General features: G+C 46.1%; 16 protein-coding genes and 1 riboswitch. Of the genes, 3 read left to right on the plus strand and 13 right to left on the minus strand.

Annotated features, from left to right (window positions below; all coding sequences use genetic code 11):
• Positions 1-38 precede the first annotated feature (38 nt).
• The 5 genes from FU659_RS11385 to rluF all read right to left on the minus strand — a co-directional run bounded on the left by FU659_RS11385 (position 39) and on the right by rluF (position 7,928).
• Complete coding sequence (locus tag FU659_RS11385) at positions 39-1,100, minus strand: BMP family lipoprotein (RefSeq protein WP_147947763.1); 1,062 nt, start codon at positions 1,098-1,100, stop codon at positions 39-41.
• A 261-nt stretch (positions 1,101-1,361) separates the two neighbouring features.
• Positions 1,362-2,861 (minus strand): putative bifunctional diguanylate cyclase/phosphodiesterase, encoded by a 1,500-nt coding sequence (locus FU659_RS11390; RefSeq protein ID WP_187274084.1) that lies wholly within the window; start codon positions 2,859-2,861, stop codon positions 1,362-1,364.
• 125 nt (positions 2,862-2,986) lie between these two features.
• A riboswitch (cyclic di-GMP riboswitch) is annotated at positions 2,987-3,075 on the minus strand.
• 89 nt (positions 3,076-3,164) lie between these two features.
• The gene (ilvA, locus tag FU659_RS11395) at positions 3,165-4,421 is read right to left on the minus strand and encodes a threonine ammonia-lyase IlvA (RefSeq protein WP_147947691.1); all 1,257 of its coding nucleotides are present in this window, start codon (positions 4,419-4,421) and stop codon (positions 3,165-3,167) included.
• A gap of 130 nt (positions 4,422-4,551) precedes the next feature.
• Entirely contained in the window at positions 4,552-6,921 is a 2,370-nt protein-coding gene (locus tag FU659_RS11400) for a YcdB/YcdC domain-containing protein (protein WP_187274085.1), read from the minus strand.
• A 293-nt stretch (positions 6,922-7,214) separates the two neighbouring features.
• Positions 7,215-7,928: a 23S rRNA pseudouridine(2604) synthase RluF gene (gene rluF / locus FU659_RS11405; RefSeq protein ID WP_147947693.1), complete on the minus strand. Its 714-nt coding sequence runs from the start codon at positions 7,926-7,928 to the stop codon at positions 7,215-7,217.
• A 178-nt stretch (positions 7,929-8,106) separates the two neighbouring features.
• Between rluF and FU659_RS11410 the strand changes: the two genes are divergently transcribed.
• Complete coding sequence (locus FU659_RS11410; RefSeq protein WP_147947694.1) at positions 8,107-8,727, plus strand: NAD(P)-dependent oxidoreductase; 621 nt, start codon at positions 8,107-8,109, stop codon at positions 8,725-8,727.
• Between the two features lie 89 nt (positions 8,728-8,816).
• Here the strand turns inward: FU659_RS11410 and FU659_RS11415 are convergent, their stop codons facing one another.
• From FU659_RS11415 to FU659_RS11425, 3 genes are all read right to left on the minus strand, one after another.
• The gene (locus tag FU659_RS11415; protein ID WP_147947695.1) at positions 8,817-9,131 is read right to left on the minus strand and encodes a hypothetical protein; all 315 of its coding nucleotides are present in this window, start codon (positions 9,129-9,131) and stop codon (positions 8,817-8,819) included.
• Positions 9,132-9,263: 132 nt separating this feature from the next.
• Positions 9,264-11,333 (minus strand): ABC transporter ATP-binding protein, encoded by a 2,070-nt coding sequence (locus FU659_RS11420; RefSeq protein ID WP_147947696.1) that lies wholly within the window; start codon positions 11,331-11,333, stop codon positions 9,264-9,266.
• A 20-nt stretch (positions 11,334-11,353) separates the two neighbouring features.
• Complete coding sequence (locus FU659_RS11425; protein ID WP_147947697.1) at positions 11,354-13,120, minus strand: ABC transporter ATP-binding protein; 1,767 nt, start codon at positions 13,118-13,120, stop codon at positions 11,354-11,356.
• 470 nt (positions 13,121-13,590) lie between these two features.
• Between FU659_RS11425 and FU659_RS35385 the strand changes: the two genes are divergently transcribed.
• Positions 13,591-13,767 (plus strand): hypothetical protein, encoded by a 177-nt coding sequence (locus tag FU659_RS35385; RefSeq protein WP_187274086.1) that lies wholly within the window; start codon positions 13,591-13,593, stop codon positions 13,765-13,767.
• Between the two features lie 29 nt (positions 13,768-13,796).
• Here FU659_RS35385 and FU659_RS37065 read toward each other — a convergent pair whose 3' ends face one another.
• The 3 genes from FU659_RS37065 to FU659_RS11435 form a co-directional block, all read right to left on the minus strand.
• Positions 13,797-13,931, minus strand: a complete 135-nt coding sequence (locus FU659_RS37065) for a hypothetical protein (RefSeq protein ID WP_261807764.1) — start codon at positions 13,929-13,931, stop codon at positions 13,797-13,799.
• 235 nt (positions 13,932-14,166) lie between these two features.
• Positions 14,167-14,943 carry a M56 family metallopeptidase gene (locus tag FU659_RS11430; protein ID WP_187274087.1) on the minus strand — a complete coding sequence of 259 codons (777 nt, stop codon included), beginning with the start codon at positions 14,941-14,943 and terminating at the stop codon, positions 14,167-14,169.
• Between the two features lie 60 nt (positions 14,944-15,003).
• Complete coding sequence (locus FU659_RS11435) at positions 15,004-15,420, minus strand: BlaI/MecI/CopY family transcriptional regulator (protein ID WP_147947699.1); 417 nt, start codon at positions 15,418-15,420, stop codon at positions 15,004-15,006.
• Positions 15,421-15,635: 215 nt separating this feature from the next.
• On the opposite strand from FU659_RS11435, the gene FU659_RS11440 reads away from it, so the two are divergent.
• Positions 15,636-16,406: a pirin family protein gene (locus FU659_RS11440; protein ID WP_147947700.1), complete on the plus strand. Its 771-nt coding sequence runs from the start codon at positions 15,636-15,638 to the stop codon at positions 16,404-16,406.
• Between the two features lie 57 nt (positions 16,407-16,463).
• Here FU659_RS11440 and FU659_RS11445 read toward each other — a convergent pair whose 3' ends face one another.
• Both FU659_RS11445 and FU659_RS11450 read right to left on the minus strand, forming a co-directional pair.
• Positions 16,464-16,718, minus strand: a complete 255-nt coding sequence (locus FU659_RS11445; protein WP_147947701.1) for a DUF1090 family protein — start codon at positions 16,716-16,718, stop codon at positions 16,464-16,466.
• Between the two features lie 83 nt (positions 16,719-16,801).
• Positions 16,802-19,297, minus strand: a complete 2,496-nt coding sequence (locus FU659_RS11450; protein WP_261807765.1) for a S1C family serine protease — start codon at positions 19,295-19,297, stop codon at positions 16,802-16,804.
• Positions 19,298-19,302: the final 5 nt, after the last annotated feature.

A 19,302-nucleotide genomic window follows, 5' to 3' on the forward strand; every position in this document is an offset into this window, starting at 1 on the left:
GTACCTCACCTTTAAACGGACTCAGTTACTCTTGCCGATTAAGGTTTTTCAGGAACTTTGATTTCGCCGCTGATAATTTTTGCTTTATACTCATCTACTTTTTTCAAGATGTCAGCAGAAACATTTTTCTTGGATGTCTCAGGAAGGCCTACACCATTGTCCTTCAGACCCAGAACAACGACTTTACCACCTTGGAATTTATTGTCGATCACGTCTTTGGATACACGAGCAACCGCTTCGTCAACACGTTTCAACATGGACGTCAATGTCACTTCATCACCAAACTCTAAGGATTGGTCTTTATCTACGCCGATAACCCATACTTTTTTACCGGATTTTGTACGGTCTTTCGCTTCATTGAATACACCGTTACCTGTGGAACCAGCAGCTGGGAAAATGATATCCGCTCCATCGTTATAAATGGTTGCTGCTGCTGCTTTACCTGCATCGGGCTTGTCAAAAGCGCCTGTATAGTTAATGGTTACTTTTGCCGCTGGGTTTACAGCTTTAACACCTGCAACGAAACCAGCCTCGAAACGTTTGATAACCGGGATTTCCACGCCGCCAACGAAACCGATTTTATTCGTTTTTGTCGTCAGACCTGCAACAACCCCTACAAGATAAGATCCTTCTTGTTCGGAGAAAGTAACAGATTCAACGTTAGGTGCTTCAACAACATTGTCAATAATAGCTAATTTAGCATTTGGGTTCTGTGTAGCTACTGTTTTCAGTGCATCGCCCATCAAGAAGCCGATACCCCAAGTCAAGTTGTAGTTATCTTTAACAAATTGGTTTAAGTTCGGTGTATAGTCGGCATCGCTTTTACTTTCAAGATTTTTGACTTTAGCACCTGTTTGTTTCTCAAGCGCCTTCAAGCCTTCCCAAGCGCTTTGATTAAAGGACTTGTCATTAACCCCACCGATATCTGTAACCATACCGATTTTGAAATCTTTACCGCTGTTATTACTAGGTGCCGCTGATGTGCTTGCAGCTGGAGCTGCCGAAGATCCTGGTTTCGTATCTTCTTTTTTAGCACATCCGGATAGAGCCAATGCCGAAACTGTTACAGCCATAAGAACTGTCGTAAACACTTTTCTCATCATGATTACCCCCGAAAAATATCGATTTTTTTTCTTCCTGGGTTCCCCCATTGTAGGTTGGCCAAAATCAATGAAATTATGTAAGCCTACCTTATTTACAATAGTATCATTTTAAAGCTCAAGATAGAAGAGTTACATTAGAAAAATGTGATAATTCGTGATGTTAAACAAGTTAACATGGTCTAACTGTCATTATCCACAATGTTGGCCACAACCCAATTGCTTATTATACTACCAGCGGTTAATTAAATCCAGATTATCCTATGTAAATTCCTCATGGAAAAGCCTTACAAATTCTTTAGGTTCAAGCGGACTGCTGAATAGCTTTCCCTGTGCCTCCGTACACTGCAAGTGCCTTAAACAGGCCAACTGTTCTGGTGTATCAACGCCTTTCGCGATCAAGTTCAAGCCCAAACGCTGAGCCATTCGAATAATGGCGGCAGCTAACAGTTGATTTTCATCATCATCAACCAAATCTCGGATTAGCGTCTGATCGAGCTTGACGCGATCTAACGGCATACGTTCAAGTCCACTTCTTGTAAACAGTCCTGTACACAGGTCGTCCATCGCAATGTGAACACCTAGTTTTTTGAGCATGAGCAGTTTCTCATTTGCCTTTCGAACATTGGATGAAGTAATACTTTCCGTCAGATCCAGTTCTACCTGTATCGAATCTATCCCTGTTTCGCTCAAAACAGCAGCAAGTTCCTCTATAAAATGCTCGGCTTTAAATTGCGAAGCCGTAATAGCAACTGTTACTCGCATTGCGGCAAAGCCGTTATCCTGCCAGCTTCTCATTTGTGCACACGCCGTTCTCAAAACCCACATCCCTATTGGAACCATAAGGCCCAATTCTTCAGCAACTTTTTTCCAATCGATATCTTGGAGAGGAGGACTCTGCCCTTTGCTCCAATGAATCGTCGCTTCCATGCCAATCAACCTATCCGTCGAGAGATCATATTGAGGCTCATACCGTAGTTCAAACTGAACATTTTCCAAGGCGCAGCGGAGCTCTGTTTCCAAATAGGCCTTTTGCTTCACCAGCGCATCGATATCGGAAGCATAAAATTGGAACTGGTTATTTCCTTGATTTTTGGCGATGTACATCGCTTCATCAGCATGTCTTAACAGTTCTTCAGACTTTAACCCGTCTAGCGGGTATAAAGCGATACCGATACTGGCCGTTATCGAAACGGGCAAGCCTTGTAAAATAAATGGTTCCTCCAGAGCAGCTTGAATCCGAGATGCCACCATTCTTACGTCCTCCGGCTTCGTAAAGGATTCCAAAAGAATGGTAAATTCGTCTCCCCCTTGTCGATAAACGGTATCCGACTCTCGCAGACAGCTAAGCAATCGTTCTCCCGCCGAGCGTATTAATTGATCCCCAAATGCATGGCCTAACGTATCATTTACATCCTTGAAGCGATCCATATCCAAAAACATAACAGCAGCAAGCTGTTCACTGCGCTGAGCATGAAGCAGCGCCTGCTTCAATCGATCATCGAATAATCGGCGATTGGGCAGTCCCGTTAACGTGTCATGATAAGCCAAAAGAGCTAGATGCCTGCTTTGCTCTTCCTGCTGTTGTTTAGATAAAAGCAAATAACGCATGCCACCGGCAAAAAACAAACAAATCACGGTTTGAACGAGTATTCCTATTATTACCCGTGCATGCAAGGAATAAGACGCGGTCGCAAGCAGATTAACAATCAACAATATGAACCCCAGTAAGCCGCTATAAGCCCATGCATGCGCTCTCATATGTTGTATCCCCTTGAACTTTTCTCCCCGTCCCATGCTTATCCCTTCCTCTCTTTATACAATAAAAAACGCTATTCCATATTGGAATAGCCGTTAGGTGTACCTTAAATAGGTAAACTTCAACCTGTCGCAGCTCAGCCATCATCGTTGCGTAGGCAACCTTAGACCTGAAGCTTTGCGTCCTTACCTTTCGGTAAGTTTGCCTTTTTCACGATATCGTAATAAATGGGATTATTTTACTATATCATACCCATTCTTCAATGACTAATACAATATCATTCGGAAAATCCCTGCAAGTCTGTATCAAATCAACAGATTGAACAGTTTCGGGTCCTTATTGATTTCTATGTAGCCATAATCTTTTTGGGAAAGACGCTCGATCAATCCCTCGTAGTCGTCCTTATTTTTGAGTTCGATTCCGACGAGCGCAGGTGCATCGTCCCGATTATTCTTCTTCGTATATTCGAAACGAGTAATGTCATCAGTCGGCCCTAAGACTTCCTCCAGAAATTCACGCAGCGCCCCCGCACGTTGAGGAAAGTTAAGAATAAAGTAGTGCTTCAAGCCCTCATAGACGAGCGACCGCTCCTTAATCTGCTGCATACGATCAATATCATTGTTGCCACCGCTGATGATACAGACCACATTCGTACCGCGAATTTGTTCCCGATACGCATCAAGCGCCGCAACAGGTAACGCGCCAGCCGGCTCTATGACGATTGCATTATTGTTGTAGAGCTCTAGAATCGTTGTACATTCCTTACCGGAAGGGATAATAACGATGTCATCCAGCTTCTCCTTGCAAATATCAAAAGTAAGCTGACCAACTTGCTTCACGGCCGCACCATCAACAAACTTCTCCAGTGTCGCTAGCGTAATAACTTTCCCTTGTTGGAGCGCCTCCGACATACTCGCCGCACCTTCAGGCTCCACACCGATGATGCGTGTCCTAGGGGACACGCTTTCCACATAAGTCGCCACTCCGGCAGCAAGACCGCCGCCACCAATCGTTGCAAAAATAAAATCCGGCGTTTCCGGCATCTGGTTCATAATTTCCAAACCAACTGTACCTTGTCCAGCAATCGTGCGAACATCATCAAAAGGGTGAATAAAAATCTTATTTTCTTGTTGGCAATACGCTTTCGCATGTGTAGAGGAATCGTCGAAGGAATCTCCCGTGAGAATCACTTCGACGAAGGAACCGCCAAAGAGTTTAACTTGGGAAATCTTTTGTCTAGGCGTCGTAGTCGGCATAAAGATTTTGCCCTCTATGCCCAACGCCTTGCAAGAATAAGCCACACCCTGCGCATGATTTCCGGCACTCGCACAAACGACGCCAGCTGCGCGCTCCTCTGCGGTCAGGCTTTGAATCACATTGTAGGCCCCTCTTATTTTGAAGGAACGCACCACTTGCATATCTTCACGTTTAAGATAAACGTTGCATTCATATAAGTTAGAAAGCAGTTCGTTGCGCTGTAAGGGGGAAGGATCTATCACTTTGCTGAGCACATGATTGGCCCTAATAATATCTTCCAAACCTACTTTTCCGGAAACAACCATATTCTCATACTTCCTTTCTGTGCATGCTGTTCAAAGTTTTAAAGCTTATTGTAACATATCCAGAACAACCTGTGAGGAAATATGAAAAAAGTGACTGAAGGATACATGATCCCTCAGTCACTTTTGCCGTTTAGTAGTAGTATCTAGGCTGCTCCTGCAGTTCCGAACGTCTTTGTAAGAAACGGAAGAAGGCGCTGGCCGCTTGCGCTTTGGTTACTTCTTGTTTCGGCACGAATTGTCCGTTATTCAGCGACATGATATCCAAGCCAACCACAATAGCTGCTACACCCACATTTTTGACTTTAGCTGCATCTGTGAAGCTTGTGTTGAACACGCCATCAAACTTCGTCAAGCTCTTGTAGCCTAACGCTTTCACAATAAGCTGTGCCATATCTTCCCGATCCATGACGGCTTCAGGATTGAATTCTGCCCCAATATCGATGAGCCCACGATCAACGGCATTTTCAACATAAGCAAAATACTGCGAAGTGGCGCTGACGTCCGAAAACGAAGCCTTACGTTCCGCCCCGTAGTAGATCCCCCCATTACCGCCGTTCATGGCGATGACAAGCATTTTGATCAACTCACCACGCTTAATGGTTTGATCTGGATTAACCTTTCCATCTTTAACATCCAGCGCTTGATAATCCAGCATAAGTTGAAGCTCATTTTTGGCCCAGTGTTTGTCAATATCGTCCACTTTCACTTTTTCCAAAGAAATGTTTTCACCTGTATTCGCATCTCTCCACTGACCAGTTTGCGCCTCTAGGAAAAACGTTTCCCGATTATATTTAGGAACCAGGGAGTAGACTAGCTTTGCTTCTACCTTTTGATCCGCTTGATCCGGAGATGGCATTTGCGAAATCTGACCTGCGGCCACCATCACTCTATATTTCTCGATGGGCAACCCCCCCAGAAATCCACTGCTATCCACGACATAGTTCAACTTGATGTCATATTGACTCATCCAGAGTTCCTTCGCCTTATCCACAGCGAGTACGCTTGGTTTTTTGTTTGGATACGGCAACGTGCTGATGGAGAAATTATAAGCGACAATTTTGCCTGTAAGACGGTCAATACTTATGTTCACGTTCTCATTGTTTGCGATGACTCCGTCGATGACTCGTTTGAAACGAATATCCCAATTACGCATATGCTTCAGCTGCTCGGCGGAATAGTCTTTGGCTGCGGGGACATCAAGAACGAGCTGATCCGTATAAGCAGGAAGATATTTCTTCACAAAGTTAACCCCTGTTGCTTTTGCGTCATCAAGGGAGATCTTGCCCTCGATTTCTTTATCAGCATCCGAACCGTAAAAAGCATAGCTGTAGAAGTTCGTAATCTCGCCCGTCTTACTGTTCACATTCGCATTGGCGCTTCTTCCACCCATTTTGCCTAAGGGATCTTTGTCGTTTGGTTGGTTCCAATTTAAATTCCAGTAGGAATTCGTCTCCCCGGTCTCTGGATCTGTTGATTCATTGTAGCCGGCTCCTTGAAGCTTGTAGTCCGCAGGTAAGTCAAATACAGACGTCACCTTCTCCACAGCCTTCTCCTTCGTTAAATCTTGGTTAGCCAAAGGCTTATCTCCCAGTGGTTTATCCGTTAAAGGCTTTTCACCATCCGCAGCCAGTGCGGGTCCCATTCCCGAATTCCATTGTTCTCCGGTTTCTGCATTTAGAGAGAAGGCATCCATGACATAAGAAATAATCGGAGTTTTCTTACTCTTAGCCGAGTAAGGAATTTGGTACACTAAAGAAAGCTTGGCTTTATCGCTGAAGAGCTGGGCGGCCTTCTCCTTCGTAATCGGTGTCACGTTCTGTTGGAAGGTCACATTATCGTCCCAATTGTAATTGTAGCTCACTACTTGTCCTTCACCATTGACACTCACATTAATGCCGTTATTGGCAAAAGCTACGCCACCTACAGAACGGTCAAAGCGAATATGATATTGATAGTTCCCATTCAATGGCGTACGGAATGCATTCTCTTCTGTATCGTTATAAATCAGATCTTTTTGTTTCTCCGGGTTCACCTTGGCAATTAGAGCGGAGGCCACATCTTTGGCTGCTTTAAAATCAACTTTAGGCGGATAGCTCGGTTTATGATCAGGATCATTATCATTGATTGAAAAAGCAGTCAAGGTGCCGTCCATACCGTTAATGGACACGTTTAAGTAACCGTAGTTTTGCTCCTTCACCTTTTTCGTGTAATTGATATTCCAAGTAGGAAAGTTACGCCCGTTCATGCTGTAGAGAGCATTCAAGCTAATGGATTGCAGAACAAAGCCTTCCGGTATCGTAATGTAGTTTTTAGCTCGTTCCAGCGCTTGCTCTTTCGAGATTTTAGCGTCCAACTGTTTACCGTCGTCCTTACCTGGCATAATCGGGAGCGAAACCGCCTTGGATTGCACGATCGCTTCGTCCGCCCGTACCCCTGGTGCCGCCGTCAGCAGCAGCGTTGATGCAAGAGCTAACGAACCTGCTTGTTTGAGTATTTTCAATACCATCTTCCTCCTTAACGTGGATGAGAATCTCCATAATATTTCTTAACGTGGCAGGATGAATAAAGGTTGCTCAATTAGCGGCCATAATTTACCTTTTTTTTATTATCGAACATACATCTGTATAAGGACCACAGCCGCTCACCAAGGATAACGACTTCGTCGTCCTTCAGGGACGAGCGAGTTTGTCAAGGTAGATGCGAAGCAAACGTATAGACATAGTGTGCTTATCTACCAAAAAAAGCACGAATGGCTTTCAGCTCAAGGGCTGTTTCCATTCATGCTTATTACGGCTACTTACCCGCTTTGGAGCTGTCCTGACGAAGTGTCAGCATGAAATCCTGTACTTCGCCCTGCGTTAAATTCCGCCACTTGCCCACCTTTAGATTGCCCAGATGGATATGCATAATCCGTATACGCTGCAGGCGCACAACACGCAAGCCAAATGCCTCGCACATACGCCGAATTTGGCGATTTAATCCTTGTGTAAGAATGATACGGAATACGCGATCCCCGATCTGATGAATTTCACAAGGCTTTGTCATCGTCCCGAGAATGCGAACTCCGCTCGCCATCCCCTGCAGAAACATCGGTGTAATCGGACGATTCACGGTCACAATGTACTCTTTATCATGATTATTTTCCGCCCGCAAAATCTGGTTGACGATATCTCCATTATTGGTTAGGAGAATGAGTCCCTCCGAATCTTTATCAAGTCGCCCTATCGGGAAAATACGCTCCGAATGCCCAACAAAATCAACGATGTTGCCTCGAATATGCGCTTCCGTTGTACTTGTGATACCCACAGGTTTATTGAGTGCGATATACACATGCTCCTTTTTCTCGCCGATCGGTCGACCGTCGACTCTTACCTCATCACCGGGACCTACGACACTGCCTAATCCGGCAGCTTCCCCATTAATGGTTACGCGCTTCGCTTCTATCCACTTGTCCGCTTCCCGTCTGGAGCAAACACCGGTTTCACTAATAAATTTATTAATTCTCATTCGTGGGAGTTCCCCTTCTCATTATGTATCCGTTACTTGCCTACAGCCTTATTATGCTGGATTCACTCACGAGGTTCAAGTCGAATAACCAGGATGTGCAGGAAGCCTCTTTTTGAGGTGCTTGCACCTATTCTGGTATACTAAAGCCAACTACGAACCGGATAAGGGGGTTAATTCTATGCGTATCCTTCTATTAGGAGCCACAGGCCGAGTCGGCAAAAAGATTCTTAAACAAGCCTTGAGCGATCAGCATGAGGTGACTGCGTTAGTTCGCTCTCCTGAGAAAGTGGAGTCACCCCCTAGTGGGCTTGCTTTACTTCAAGGAGATGCTTGTAACGCTGCACATTTGCAAAATGCCCTCCGCGGAGCAGAAATCATCATAAGCTGTCTGGGAACTGATGGCGGCTCTGTCTTGACCACATACACGCCGATCCTCATTGCGGCTATGCAGTCACAGGCGGTGAGCAGAGTCGTCACGATTGGTACCGCCGGCATCCTCCAGAGCCGGGAACATCCAGGGCTACTCCGTTACGAAGCACCTGACTCCAGACGCTCCTCTACACGGGCTGCGGAAGAACACCGCCGATCCTGGGAGCTCTTTGAAGCCTCGGGCTTGGAGTGGACTGTGGTGTGCCCAACCTATTTGCCCGATGGCGAGCCTATTGGCCAGTACCGCTTCGAACGAGATTACTTGCCCGATGGCGGCATGTCCATTTCTGTTGGGGATACCGCAGCGTTTACTTATAGAACCGCCTTGGAGAACCAAGATATAGGCTTTCGTGTAGGGCTTGCTTATTAAACGGCTTCTGCCGAGATCACCATAAGCAAGCAAAAGACGGATTGCAGTCAGCGAAGCTGATTACAATCCGTCTTTTGTATAAACAGCGCCTAATTATGTCTTCTTCTTTCATTGGACAAGGCCACGATATTGATCCAAGAGATGAGGATACCGAGCGCCCGGAACAAATACCCCACCACGGGAATAAAGCTTAAGAAAGCCATGATGATATTGAGCACAGTCTTGATCGTTGTGCCATTGCCTGTAAGCAGAGCCACTATGAGATTCACGAACACGAGCGGGATGACCCACGAACACGACCATAAGTAGAAAAACGGAATGAGACCGAGCAAATAACCCACTGCAATCGCAATTTCGGATAAAAGCTGAACGACATTTAAAAGGCGAATCGTATCAGAACGCATGAGTCATCCTCCATTTCAGGTAAGTGCATTGTAAACTAACGCTTACATTGTAGCATAGCCTTATCACTGAGTCTTTAGCCTTTTTTCTCAATTTGTCCACGAAAGCCCTCAGAAACATGTTCGGCAGTTTCCTCACACCAATGGGATTCCATTCGGCGTCTCGACTCCAGCCTTATGGGTCTTAGCCATTGCCTGATGTCCCTGCTGCAGCTGGTACATTTGGTAGTATCGGCCGCGGAGCTGCATCAGCTCTTCGTGACTGCCCTGCTCGACAATTTCGCCGTGGTCGAGTACCAGAATCTTGTCGGCGTTCTTGATCGTCGACAAGCGGTGTGCAATGATGAAGGTGGTCCGCCCCTTCGAGAGTACATCGAGCGCGGCCTGAATGATGGCCTCAGTCTCGGTATCGATCGAGGCCGTCGCCTCATCGAGGATCAAGATCGCCGGGTCGAACGCTAACGCCCGAGCGAAAGAGATCAGCTGCCGCTGCCCTGCAGACAGCGTAGAGCCCTTCTCGATGACGGGCTCATCTATGCCCCGCGGCAGGCTCTTGAACATCTCCGCTGCGCCTACGTCGCGCAGAGCCGCTTCTACCCGTTCCCGGGTGATGGACGGATCGTCCAGACTTACGTTGGACGCAATCGTCCCTGTGAACAGGAACGGGTCCTGCAGCACAATACCCATGTGCTGGCGCAGCTGCTGCTTAGGTATTTGGCTGATATCTCGGCCATCCACGGTGATTCGGCCTTCATTTACATCGTAAAAGCGGAATATCAAGTTCAAGATCGAGCTTTTGCCCGAACCTGTGTGTCCCACCAGTGCAACCGTCTGCCCCGGCTTTGCCTCGAAGGAGATGTCCTTGAGTACGTCCTCGCCTGCTTTGTAAGCGAAACGAACATGCTCGAACTTTACATGTCCGAGATAGCGCTCCGCCTTCTCTGCGACGACATCCAATCCCTCTTCATCCAACAGTTCGAAAACACGATCCGCTGAGACGATAGCTCGCTCCAGATTCGGCAGTTGATTCACAATACCAACCATCGGATTGAACATCCGGTTCAAATAATCCACGAAAGCGTAAAGCACACCAACCGTAATCAACGTATTCAAAGAACTTCCCCCGACATACCAGATGAGACCGAAGAAGAATACGTTTCGAACCACATTCATCAAATTATGGGACATCAGCGAGTTCAGGCTGAGCAGTTTGTTCTGATAATTCGTGTACTCTTCGTTTAATTGATCGAATTCCTCGATCGTTTCCTTTTGCCTGCGAAAAGCTTGAATAATCGTCATACCTTGAATCGCTTCGTTGATCATTCCGTTAATCGATCCAATTTTTTCACGGATGATGTGATTATAGCGGGAAGCATATTTCCGATACACGATAATCCATACATAGAGCATCGGAATAACCGGAAGCGTAAATAAAGCCAGCCTGTAATCCAGCAGGAATAAAGCTGCGATAATCCCTACAATATAAATCGTTCCTGTGAAAAAGTTCGCTAGCACCTGCACATATAAGTCCCTTATCGATTCCGTATCATTCGTAATTCGCGAGACAACTTTGCCCGCGGGCTGATTGTCAAAATAGTTAATAGGGAGCCTCTGAATTTGTGCAAAAACATCGCTTCGCATCCGTTGAATAATTCGATTCGCAGCCGATTGCAGCAAATAGCGCTGACCATACGTAAATCCGGCCCCAATCAAGATAAGGATAAAATACAGACCTGCAAGCTTCATTAAGCTGTTAAACTCGGGTTCGTAGAACGTGTACAGTTCTTGAATACTTAGCTTTTGGGCTGCATATTCAGCCTGCTCCTTGCCTTGGGTAATCGTGAGCCTATTATTCCCAACCAACTTGCGGACGCCATCAAAAGAAATCGGCTGTTCGATCCATACGAACTGACTGCCAACCTGCAAAATACGGACCTCCTTGCCCTTCGGTTCGCCTTCCGCAAAGTTATCGCTTCGCTTATACCACGTGCCATTATGCGGAACGGCTTGAAACGTTTGCGTCACGGATGTCGTGGCATACCAAGGCTTCTCAATGCCAAGAATGTGACGGTCGATCATTTGCTTCGCGATGAAGGGTCCTGCCAGCTCCGTCGCCACCGCGACCGATAAAAACAGCAGCGCGATGAGCAGCGGCTTTTTGAAAAAAGCCGCATATTGAAATAGTCGTTTTCCAGTATGTTTCATAAGGGTTCTCACCTTCTTTTTTATCTGTTGTGTGTCCCATTTAAACCTGTGCTTGTTCCTTCAAGCTGCTGTCGGTCGTACTGTTCTTTGTACCAGCCGCCAAGCGCCAGAAGCTGTTCATGCGTGCCTTCTTCCACCACATAGCCTTCATCCAATACAAGAATCCAGTCAGCATGCTGAACTGCGGAAAGACGATGCGTTGTGATCAACGTCGTTTTACCGGCTCGCTCGGTGCGAATGCCGCGAATGATTTCCGCTTCCGTCTTCGCATCGACTGCCGAGAGCGCGTCGTCCAGCATCAGGATTTCAGGATTGATATAGAGCGCACGGGCAATGGAAACTCGCTGTTTTTGGCCTCCGGATAAGGCGACGCCTTTCTCACCAACCAACGTTTGCAGGCCATCCGGCAAGAACTCGACATCCTTGCGGAATGCGGCAAGCTCCAACGCCTGCATCAGTTGTTCCTCTGTTCCTTGGCTGCGGCCAAACATCACGTTTTCTCTCACTGTTTTGGAGAAAAGCAGCGGTTCCTGCGGCACATAGCCGATCCAGCCATGTACGGTATCCATCGTCAACCGCTCAATCGGAGTCCCCGATAAGGCAATCTTACCTTGACCTAGCGGATACTCTCTAAGCAATTGCTTAAGCAGCGTCGTTTTCCCGCTTCCTGTTCTACCCACGATTCCTAGCGTTTGCCCCCGTTCTAAATGGAAATTAATATTCACCAAGTTATCAATCGAGGAGGAGGGATAGCGAAAGGTAACCTTTTCAAAGATGATCGAATTCGGCACCAACAGCGTTGTTGCACTTGGGTCTTCTTTGACATCCGGCTTATAACCCAGTGTTTCATTGACGCGGTCCAAAGAAGCGTTCCCCCGCTGCATAATGTTCATCAGTTCGCCAATGGCAAACATCGGCCAGATCAGCATTCCTAAATAGGTATTGAAGGAAACCAGCTCGCCAAGCGTCAATTGACTATGAAATACCAGATAACCGCCATAGCATAACCCGATTAGATAGGAAATGCCGACGAGAATTTTGACTGTAGGCTCAAACAAGGCATCGATGATGGCTACTGCGATATTTTTACGATATACATCGTCTGTCATCGTTTTGAAGCTTCGTTCGCTAGCCTTCTCTTGGACAAAAGCACGAATTACGCGGACGCCAGCGATGGTTTCCAGCACGCGGTCATTCATTTGGCCGAAGGCATCCTGCGCAAGCATGAATCTTTCGTGAATCCGCCCGCCGTAAATCGTGATGGCAACAGCCATAATCGGCAGAGGCAGGATCGAAACAAGCGTCAATTTCCAGCTTATGAAAAAGCCCATCATGCCTAGAATCGTTAACATGAAAAGCGTAGAGTCTACAAAGGTGAGAATACCAAACCCTGCGGTTGTTGAGACAGCCTGCAGGTCATTGGTTGCTTTGGCCATTAAATCTCCCGTACGATTGCGCTCATAAAATGTAGGCGTCATGCGCAATAAATGCCTCATATACCGCGAACGCATAATGCGTTCTAAGACAAAGGCACCCCCGAAGAGCTGATAAAGCCAAATATAGGTTAATCCATAACCAACCACAATCAATGCGCCCCAAAAGGCAAGCAGTTGAAACAACTTGCTGCCGGTCAATGTACCCATGTGGATGCCATCAATGGCGTAACCAATTAGCTTAGGCGGAATCACATCAATAAATCCTACGAAGATAAGCAATCCCACAGCAATCGAGTAGCGTTGCCAATTCATGCGGAAAAACCAGCTTAATTTCTTTAACACGGTAAACATGCGATACGTTCACTCCCTTTCAAATAGCACCAATGCGCAGCAATTGTATAGACATCTGCTCTCTTATCCATGCAAAAAGGCACACCGCGTGCTGCGATATGCCTTCTAATGAACATAAAAAGCGCACGTTACGAACTTCTTCGTAACCCGCGCTCACTGAAACCTATGTTAAGGTTGCGGCACAACCTGGCATATAAAATCCAAGCTTCTTGCTGATAGACGGGCTACAAAATATGAAATTGTATGGTTAGCCTTACTTGTATGGTTAACAATACCCTTCATCTTGTTCCCCTCCTTCTCCAATAGTTGGTTATTTTTCCTTACAAAGGTGATCTTAACACCCCTCCTGAGCCGATGTCAATCGGATAAAAAGACTATAACTAAAGTCTCATCTCCTCTGATTTCGTCACACATGATTCATAAATAGAGCGCATATGGTGAAAGTAAACGCTTATATGGAGGGGCTTAGGATGGTCGATCACGTATTTGCTTTGATGGGTTGGATCGTAGGGTTCGGATCTTGTGTGGGAGGAGTCGTTGCTGCAATTGCTCACTTCGTGCGTGTCGATTCCACCCAATATGATAGGGAATTTCTATGGAACTTTCGCTACTCGCTGGAAGAGCTGGAGTTGAACAAAGCGGATTAGGTGCTGCAAAAAAGTGTTAATAAAAATATTTATTTTGACTGCCGAGTGGCTTTCGGATCCTGGCCGTCAGTGCCGCCTTGGTTATTTTGACCTTGGCCTGCTCCATTCTGCCCTTGTCCAGATCCACCCTGGCCGGGAGAGCCCTGTCCAGGACCCCCTTGCATGTTAGGGCCACCATTAGGGTTAAGGGGTCTATGTACCATTTGACCGCCCAGATGACCGGTATATGATACCAGAATAACAACGGCAAGCGCGCCGACCAGATAGATCGGATGACGTCCGATCTCTTTCTTCTTCCAGATGAGCAGTCCTACTCGGATAACGGTGAGCAGAATAGCCGTATATAAAGCAATCGGGAAATGACACTACACCTTGTAGTGTGTTTGTATAAAAAAAGATTTAGGTGAAGGTCACCAAAATCAGTAAAGCCAATATGGAGATGACTGTACGCAGGAAAGGCATCCGGAGGGAGAGCTTTGTTTGCGGCTCCAAAATGTGCAAAATCCGCACGTTAATCGATGTTTCAGCAAATGAAGCGTACGATACAGACGTATGCGGTGCTTGTCCTTGTTTAAGCATCTTAATCAGTGCGCCGCCCAAATCGGTGACATGATGAATTCTGGATAAAGCAAATTGGTCAGCCATAATCTCGATGATAATTTTGTATTTATCAAGCACCCATCGGTATAGAGGAATGTACCACATCGAAATGGCTAGCATCGATAACAAGAAGATAGCTAACGGATCTCTATGTTTCAAGTGAAATCTCTCATGCTCCAACACGGCTTGCAGCTCGTCCTCCTCCAATAATTCCAAAAGAGCGGTGGACAAAATAATTCGGGGACGAATGATTCCAAGTGTGAGCGCAATGGGTACTACATTATGAATGATCATCAGCTCATGCTCTTGCAATAGATACTTACGGCTGTAAAACTGGGTGCGCGCAGTATCAAGCTGGCGGTTAAGCCGCCGCGTCGAGCGAACCGACACGAATAGTTGTCGGCTGATTACCCATAGACAAGCGGCAAGCGTATACAGCACAATTGCATGAATCAAATAAAAAACCAATGGAGAACGAAGAGAATGAAACAATTCAATACACAGCTTAAACATATTAAAAGAAATACGGATTCCGAACAGCATATGCAGCGAAAAGAAGGCCATTTGCAACATCATAAAGCCTGCTGTTAGGAGAGAAGCGTAAAGCATCCATCTAGACCTAGTTTCCCACATATGTTATCTGTCCTTTTTCAATTGTTTAATTTTCTGCTCCAACCGATCCAAAAGCGCTGGATCAACTTGATCCAAGGCATCGACCATATGCACGACGGCTTGGGAGCCAAATTCCTCAATCAGATCAAAAGTAAGCTCTTTGGACTGCGCCTCCATGAATGCTTCACGAGACATGACAGGACGGTACACAAAAGACCGGATCTGTGAACGTTTCTGCAATATACCTTTGTCGACAAGACGATTCATGACCGTCATCACCGTGTTGAAGGACATAGCCTTCTCCTGGTCAAGCTTATGATGGACATCCTTAATGGTAATTTCCTCAGCGGAACTCCACAGGATTTCCATAATCTTGGCTTCTAAGGGACCGAAAAAACGCTCTAAACCGCTGCTTTGAAACTTGAAATTATGCATTTTCATTGTTCAAACACTCCTTACACTACATATTGTAGTAGCAAGAAAACCACACGTCAAGCCTTGTATTCGCCGACTGGTAAGGAAGATCATTTCTTGGTCTTATCGTTAGATTAGACTGCTAATGTGATGGCACATTGACAGTCCGAAGGTAACGAGCTACAATACTTACATATAGTTAGTAAGTTATTTAATTAAAGTTAATAGAAGGAGTGATTGCAATGGGTATTGAACTCTTTTCCGCTGGTCAGCAGGGAGTTGGCGCTTTTGACGGAGGTAAATTCGTCGAGCAGCGGCCCATCTCTTTTCCCGGAGAGAAAACAGCCGTTAATCGGGTTGGTTCTTTATTTTACTGGGCTTGGGGCAAAGCTACCGAAGTTGCCGAAATTGGCATGCATCCACATAAATCATTTGAGATTTTAACTTATGTCATTGAAGGTATCGTGGAGCACCGCGACTCTCTTGGATCGTTAGAAACAGTGACAAATGGCGGTGCCCAGGTCATACAGGCCGGCTCCGGCGTGTATCACTCGGAAGCTTTCCGCACGGCAGGCAGTGAAGGCTTGCAGATCTGGTTCGAACCGCATCTGAGTGTGACGGTGAAGCAACCGGCGACCTACCATCAGTATCAGCACGAGCTGTTTCCAAGCAGCAATGAAGAGGGAGTAACTGTCAAAACCGTGATTGGCGGAGAAGCTCCCATTAAGCTGGATACGGAAGCGACGATGTACGATTGGACATTCGAACCTGGAGCCTCATATCGCTACAAATTAAGCCCAAACCGTCTGCTTGCTTTGCTCGTTATTCGCGGCCAGGGCACAACCCAGATTGACGTAGAAGCATCAGGCACACTTTCTCACAAAGACTTTGCCGTTGTCCAAGCCACTGGAGAGCAAAATCTTCTTCAATTAACAGCAGATAGCGAACAAGGCTTACGCATCATTGCCATTGAAGTGCCCGAGGATCCCGGTTACCCGCTCTACCATAAATAAGCTGTTTATAGAGAAACAGCCCCATTCCTCTAAGAAAGGGAATAGGGCTGTTTCTTTTTATTGCAGAATTTGTAATTTGGATTTCTCTTCATTTAGCGACTGCTGGGCTTGCTGCACGGCCGGTTGATCGGACTGGTCCATCGCCTGCTCCAATGCCCTTTCTGCTTGCGCAATCGCGTTTTGAGCCTCTTCAATCGTTTGCGAAGTAGGATGCGATAGCGCATGGGAAACGGCGTAATGAACGTTATCCACTGAATTTTGAGCTGAAGAAATAGGGTTTTGTGATTGCAAGCTTGAATCGGGCTGTGTCATCGACGATTCTCCTTCTAACATATTAATACGGTACATCCGCTATGTTGAGGATTAAAGCGATTTTTTATGCACAGCGGAGCATCCTAATTCTTGGAAGGAACCACAAACTTCATAGACTCAAATGCTTTATTTAACCGTTTCTCATTGGCATCGGTACGGACCGCTTCATCAATACGGAGGGTTACCGTGTAGGAGATATTATTTTGACGGAACATGTAGATGGTTTCTGTGTAAGGAATTTTGGCACTTACATAGGTAACGACATATTGCCTCGCATTCACATCATTGAACACCGTAACATCTGAGCTAGTATACGTATAATCATTATCATTATCATGGCTCTTTTTCTGAGCGGCTTCCTGCTCTTTTATCAAATCCTCGTAAGACATCTTGGTATCTGCCTTAACGCCGAAGTACCCGCCTGTGAAAAGGAACGTCTTATTGACTTGATCCTTGTTATCATAAGACTTACTGCTCCAAATCTCCGGAATTTGCAGGTAATATTTATATTTATCGTTTTGGTACACAACCGTGCGATTAGGGTCTGTCAGTTCGTCCAGATCTTGAATGTAACGGAGTTCCTGATCCATGTCGGCTTTATCCACTTGAATCGAACTCGTTAATGTCATCAGAAGCCCTTGAATCTCAGTCTCGTCCTCATTTTTGGGATACGTAAACTGTACTTCATACTTATATTTTTCCTTAATGAAGAAGAGCGAGTAGCCTGCTGTCCATTTATTGCCAAGCGTGTTCGCATAGGCTACTTTCAGAGCTGGCACCCCAGCAAGCATGAGTTCCTCAGAAGCATGGATATTGCGGTATTTAGGTGTATAGAGAGCTTCTAACTGCGCACGTTGACGATCTACCCAAGCTTTGAGTGTATCCCCGGAGGAAACCGACGTTACACGAACCTGCACCGTCTGTGAGTAGTCATCCTTGAAGAAGGAGGAGCCGCTTTTCTGCCAGCTGGTGGGCAGGTCAAAAGATAATCCATACTCATTCTTGTACGTCGTGTTTCCATTTGAAAATACCGAAATATCTTTGAGTGCATCGTCTTTCTCATTGAAAGACAGCTTAAAGCTATCCAATAAATCGTTATAGCTATTCTGTTTGAAGTTATTATTATAATGATCTTTGCCAACAAATAAATGAACGGTATACAAACGACCTGCATGAAGATAACCTCGCGTTTGAATGTAGCCGTAGTCGCCTGAACGACTGACTACCTTGGCATACGGGCTGACTTCTCGCTTGATATACTGCCGTTCCAGAATGGTTGAATTTCCACCCGCGTAACTGCCATTCTCGCCCCCTGTCAGTTTATTCAGCAGAGCCGAAGGGGACAGTTCGTCGCTTTGGTGATTTTCTACTTGCACCATGATGGAAAATTCACCTTTAGCATCTACAAAGCTGACTTCATCTCCATCATCAGACTGATGATTTTTGACCAAGCCTGCCGGATACTTCATCGACCAACCGAAATGGCTGTCACCAATTCTTGTTTTGCCGCGGTCTGCGTCCAGATATGAACCGTCTGCATCCTGTGTCCATTTGGTCGCCTTATTCTCAGCTTCTCCCAATGTAACTGACTTTGCTAAGTCCGAAGAACCGGATTTAATCGTGATGTCTACCTTTTCACCAGGCAAATAGTTTTTAAGAACCTCATTATAATCGACCAATGTCTTCACTTTATGGCTTCCAATGGACATGAAAATATCATCCTGCTGGATGCCGGCCTGCGCCGCAGGGGAGCCCGGATCGACGTAAGCGACTCTTAGCCCCGTTGAGCTTGGTAAACCAACAACCGCCTCCCAGCTATCTTCCAACTCCAGACCGAGATAAGGACGCTTCACTTTCCCATAAAGACTGAAATGCTTCAACACATACTTAACTGTATCGATCGGAATCGCAAAGCCTAAGTTCTCGACCCCAAACTCTGCATATTTCATGGTATTAATGCCGATGACCTCACCATTCATATTAATCAGAGCCCCGCCGCTATTCCCTGGGTTAATCGCCGCATCGGTTTGGATGAGCTGGTATTGAGAATTAACGGAGCGGTCAATCCCGCTCACAATACCTACCGTAACCGAGTTTCTCAAAGCAAAGGAAATTGGTGTCCCGATGGCAGCTACCGTTTCTCCGACTTTAATATCCGAGGATGAAGCGAACTTGGCAGGTGACAGGCCTGAAGCTTCAATTTTGACCAACGCCAGGTCGCTTTCCTCATCTATATTTGTTGCGTGCCCATTGTACGTCGTACCCTCTGATGTAACAACGATGATATTTCTCATGTCCTTCACAACATGCGCATTGGTGACAATAACACCGTTTGATTCAACAATAACGCCGGTTCCATGCGCAAGATTGAAACGATTCTTCTCTAGTGACTTATCCGAATTGATGGATGGTTTACCGATAATGGCTACGACGGACGGTGATGTTCTTTCGACAACTTTGGGAATCTCTGTGTTACCCTCCGCTGCATAGCTAGGTGCCGGAGCCACGAAAGACATAACCAATAGGGCGGCTAACAGCGCCACAACCCCTTTATTCATAAAACCTTTCCAATTCCCCATTGTGG

It is taken from the genome of Paenibacillus sp. N3.4 (assembly GCF_008017805.1).
GTDB lineage: Bacteria > Bacillota > Bacilli > Paenibacillales > NBRC-103111 > Paenibacillus_E.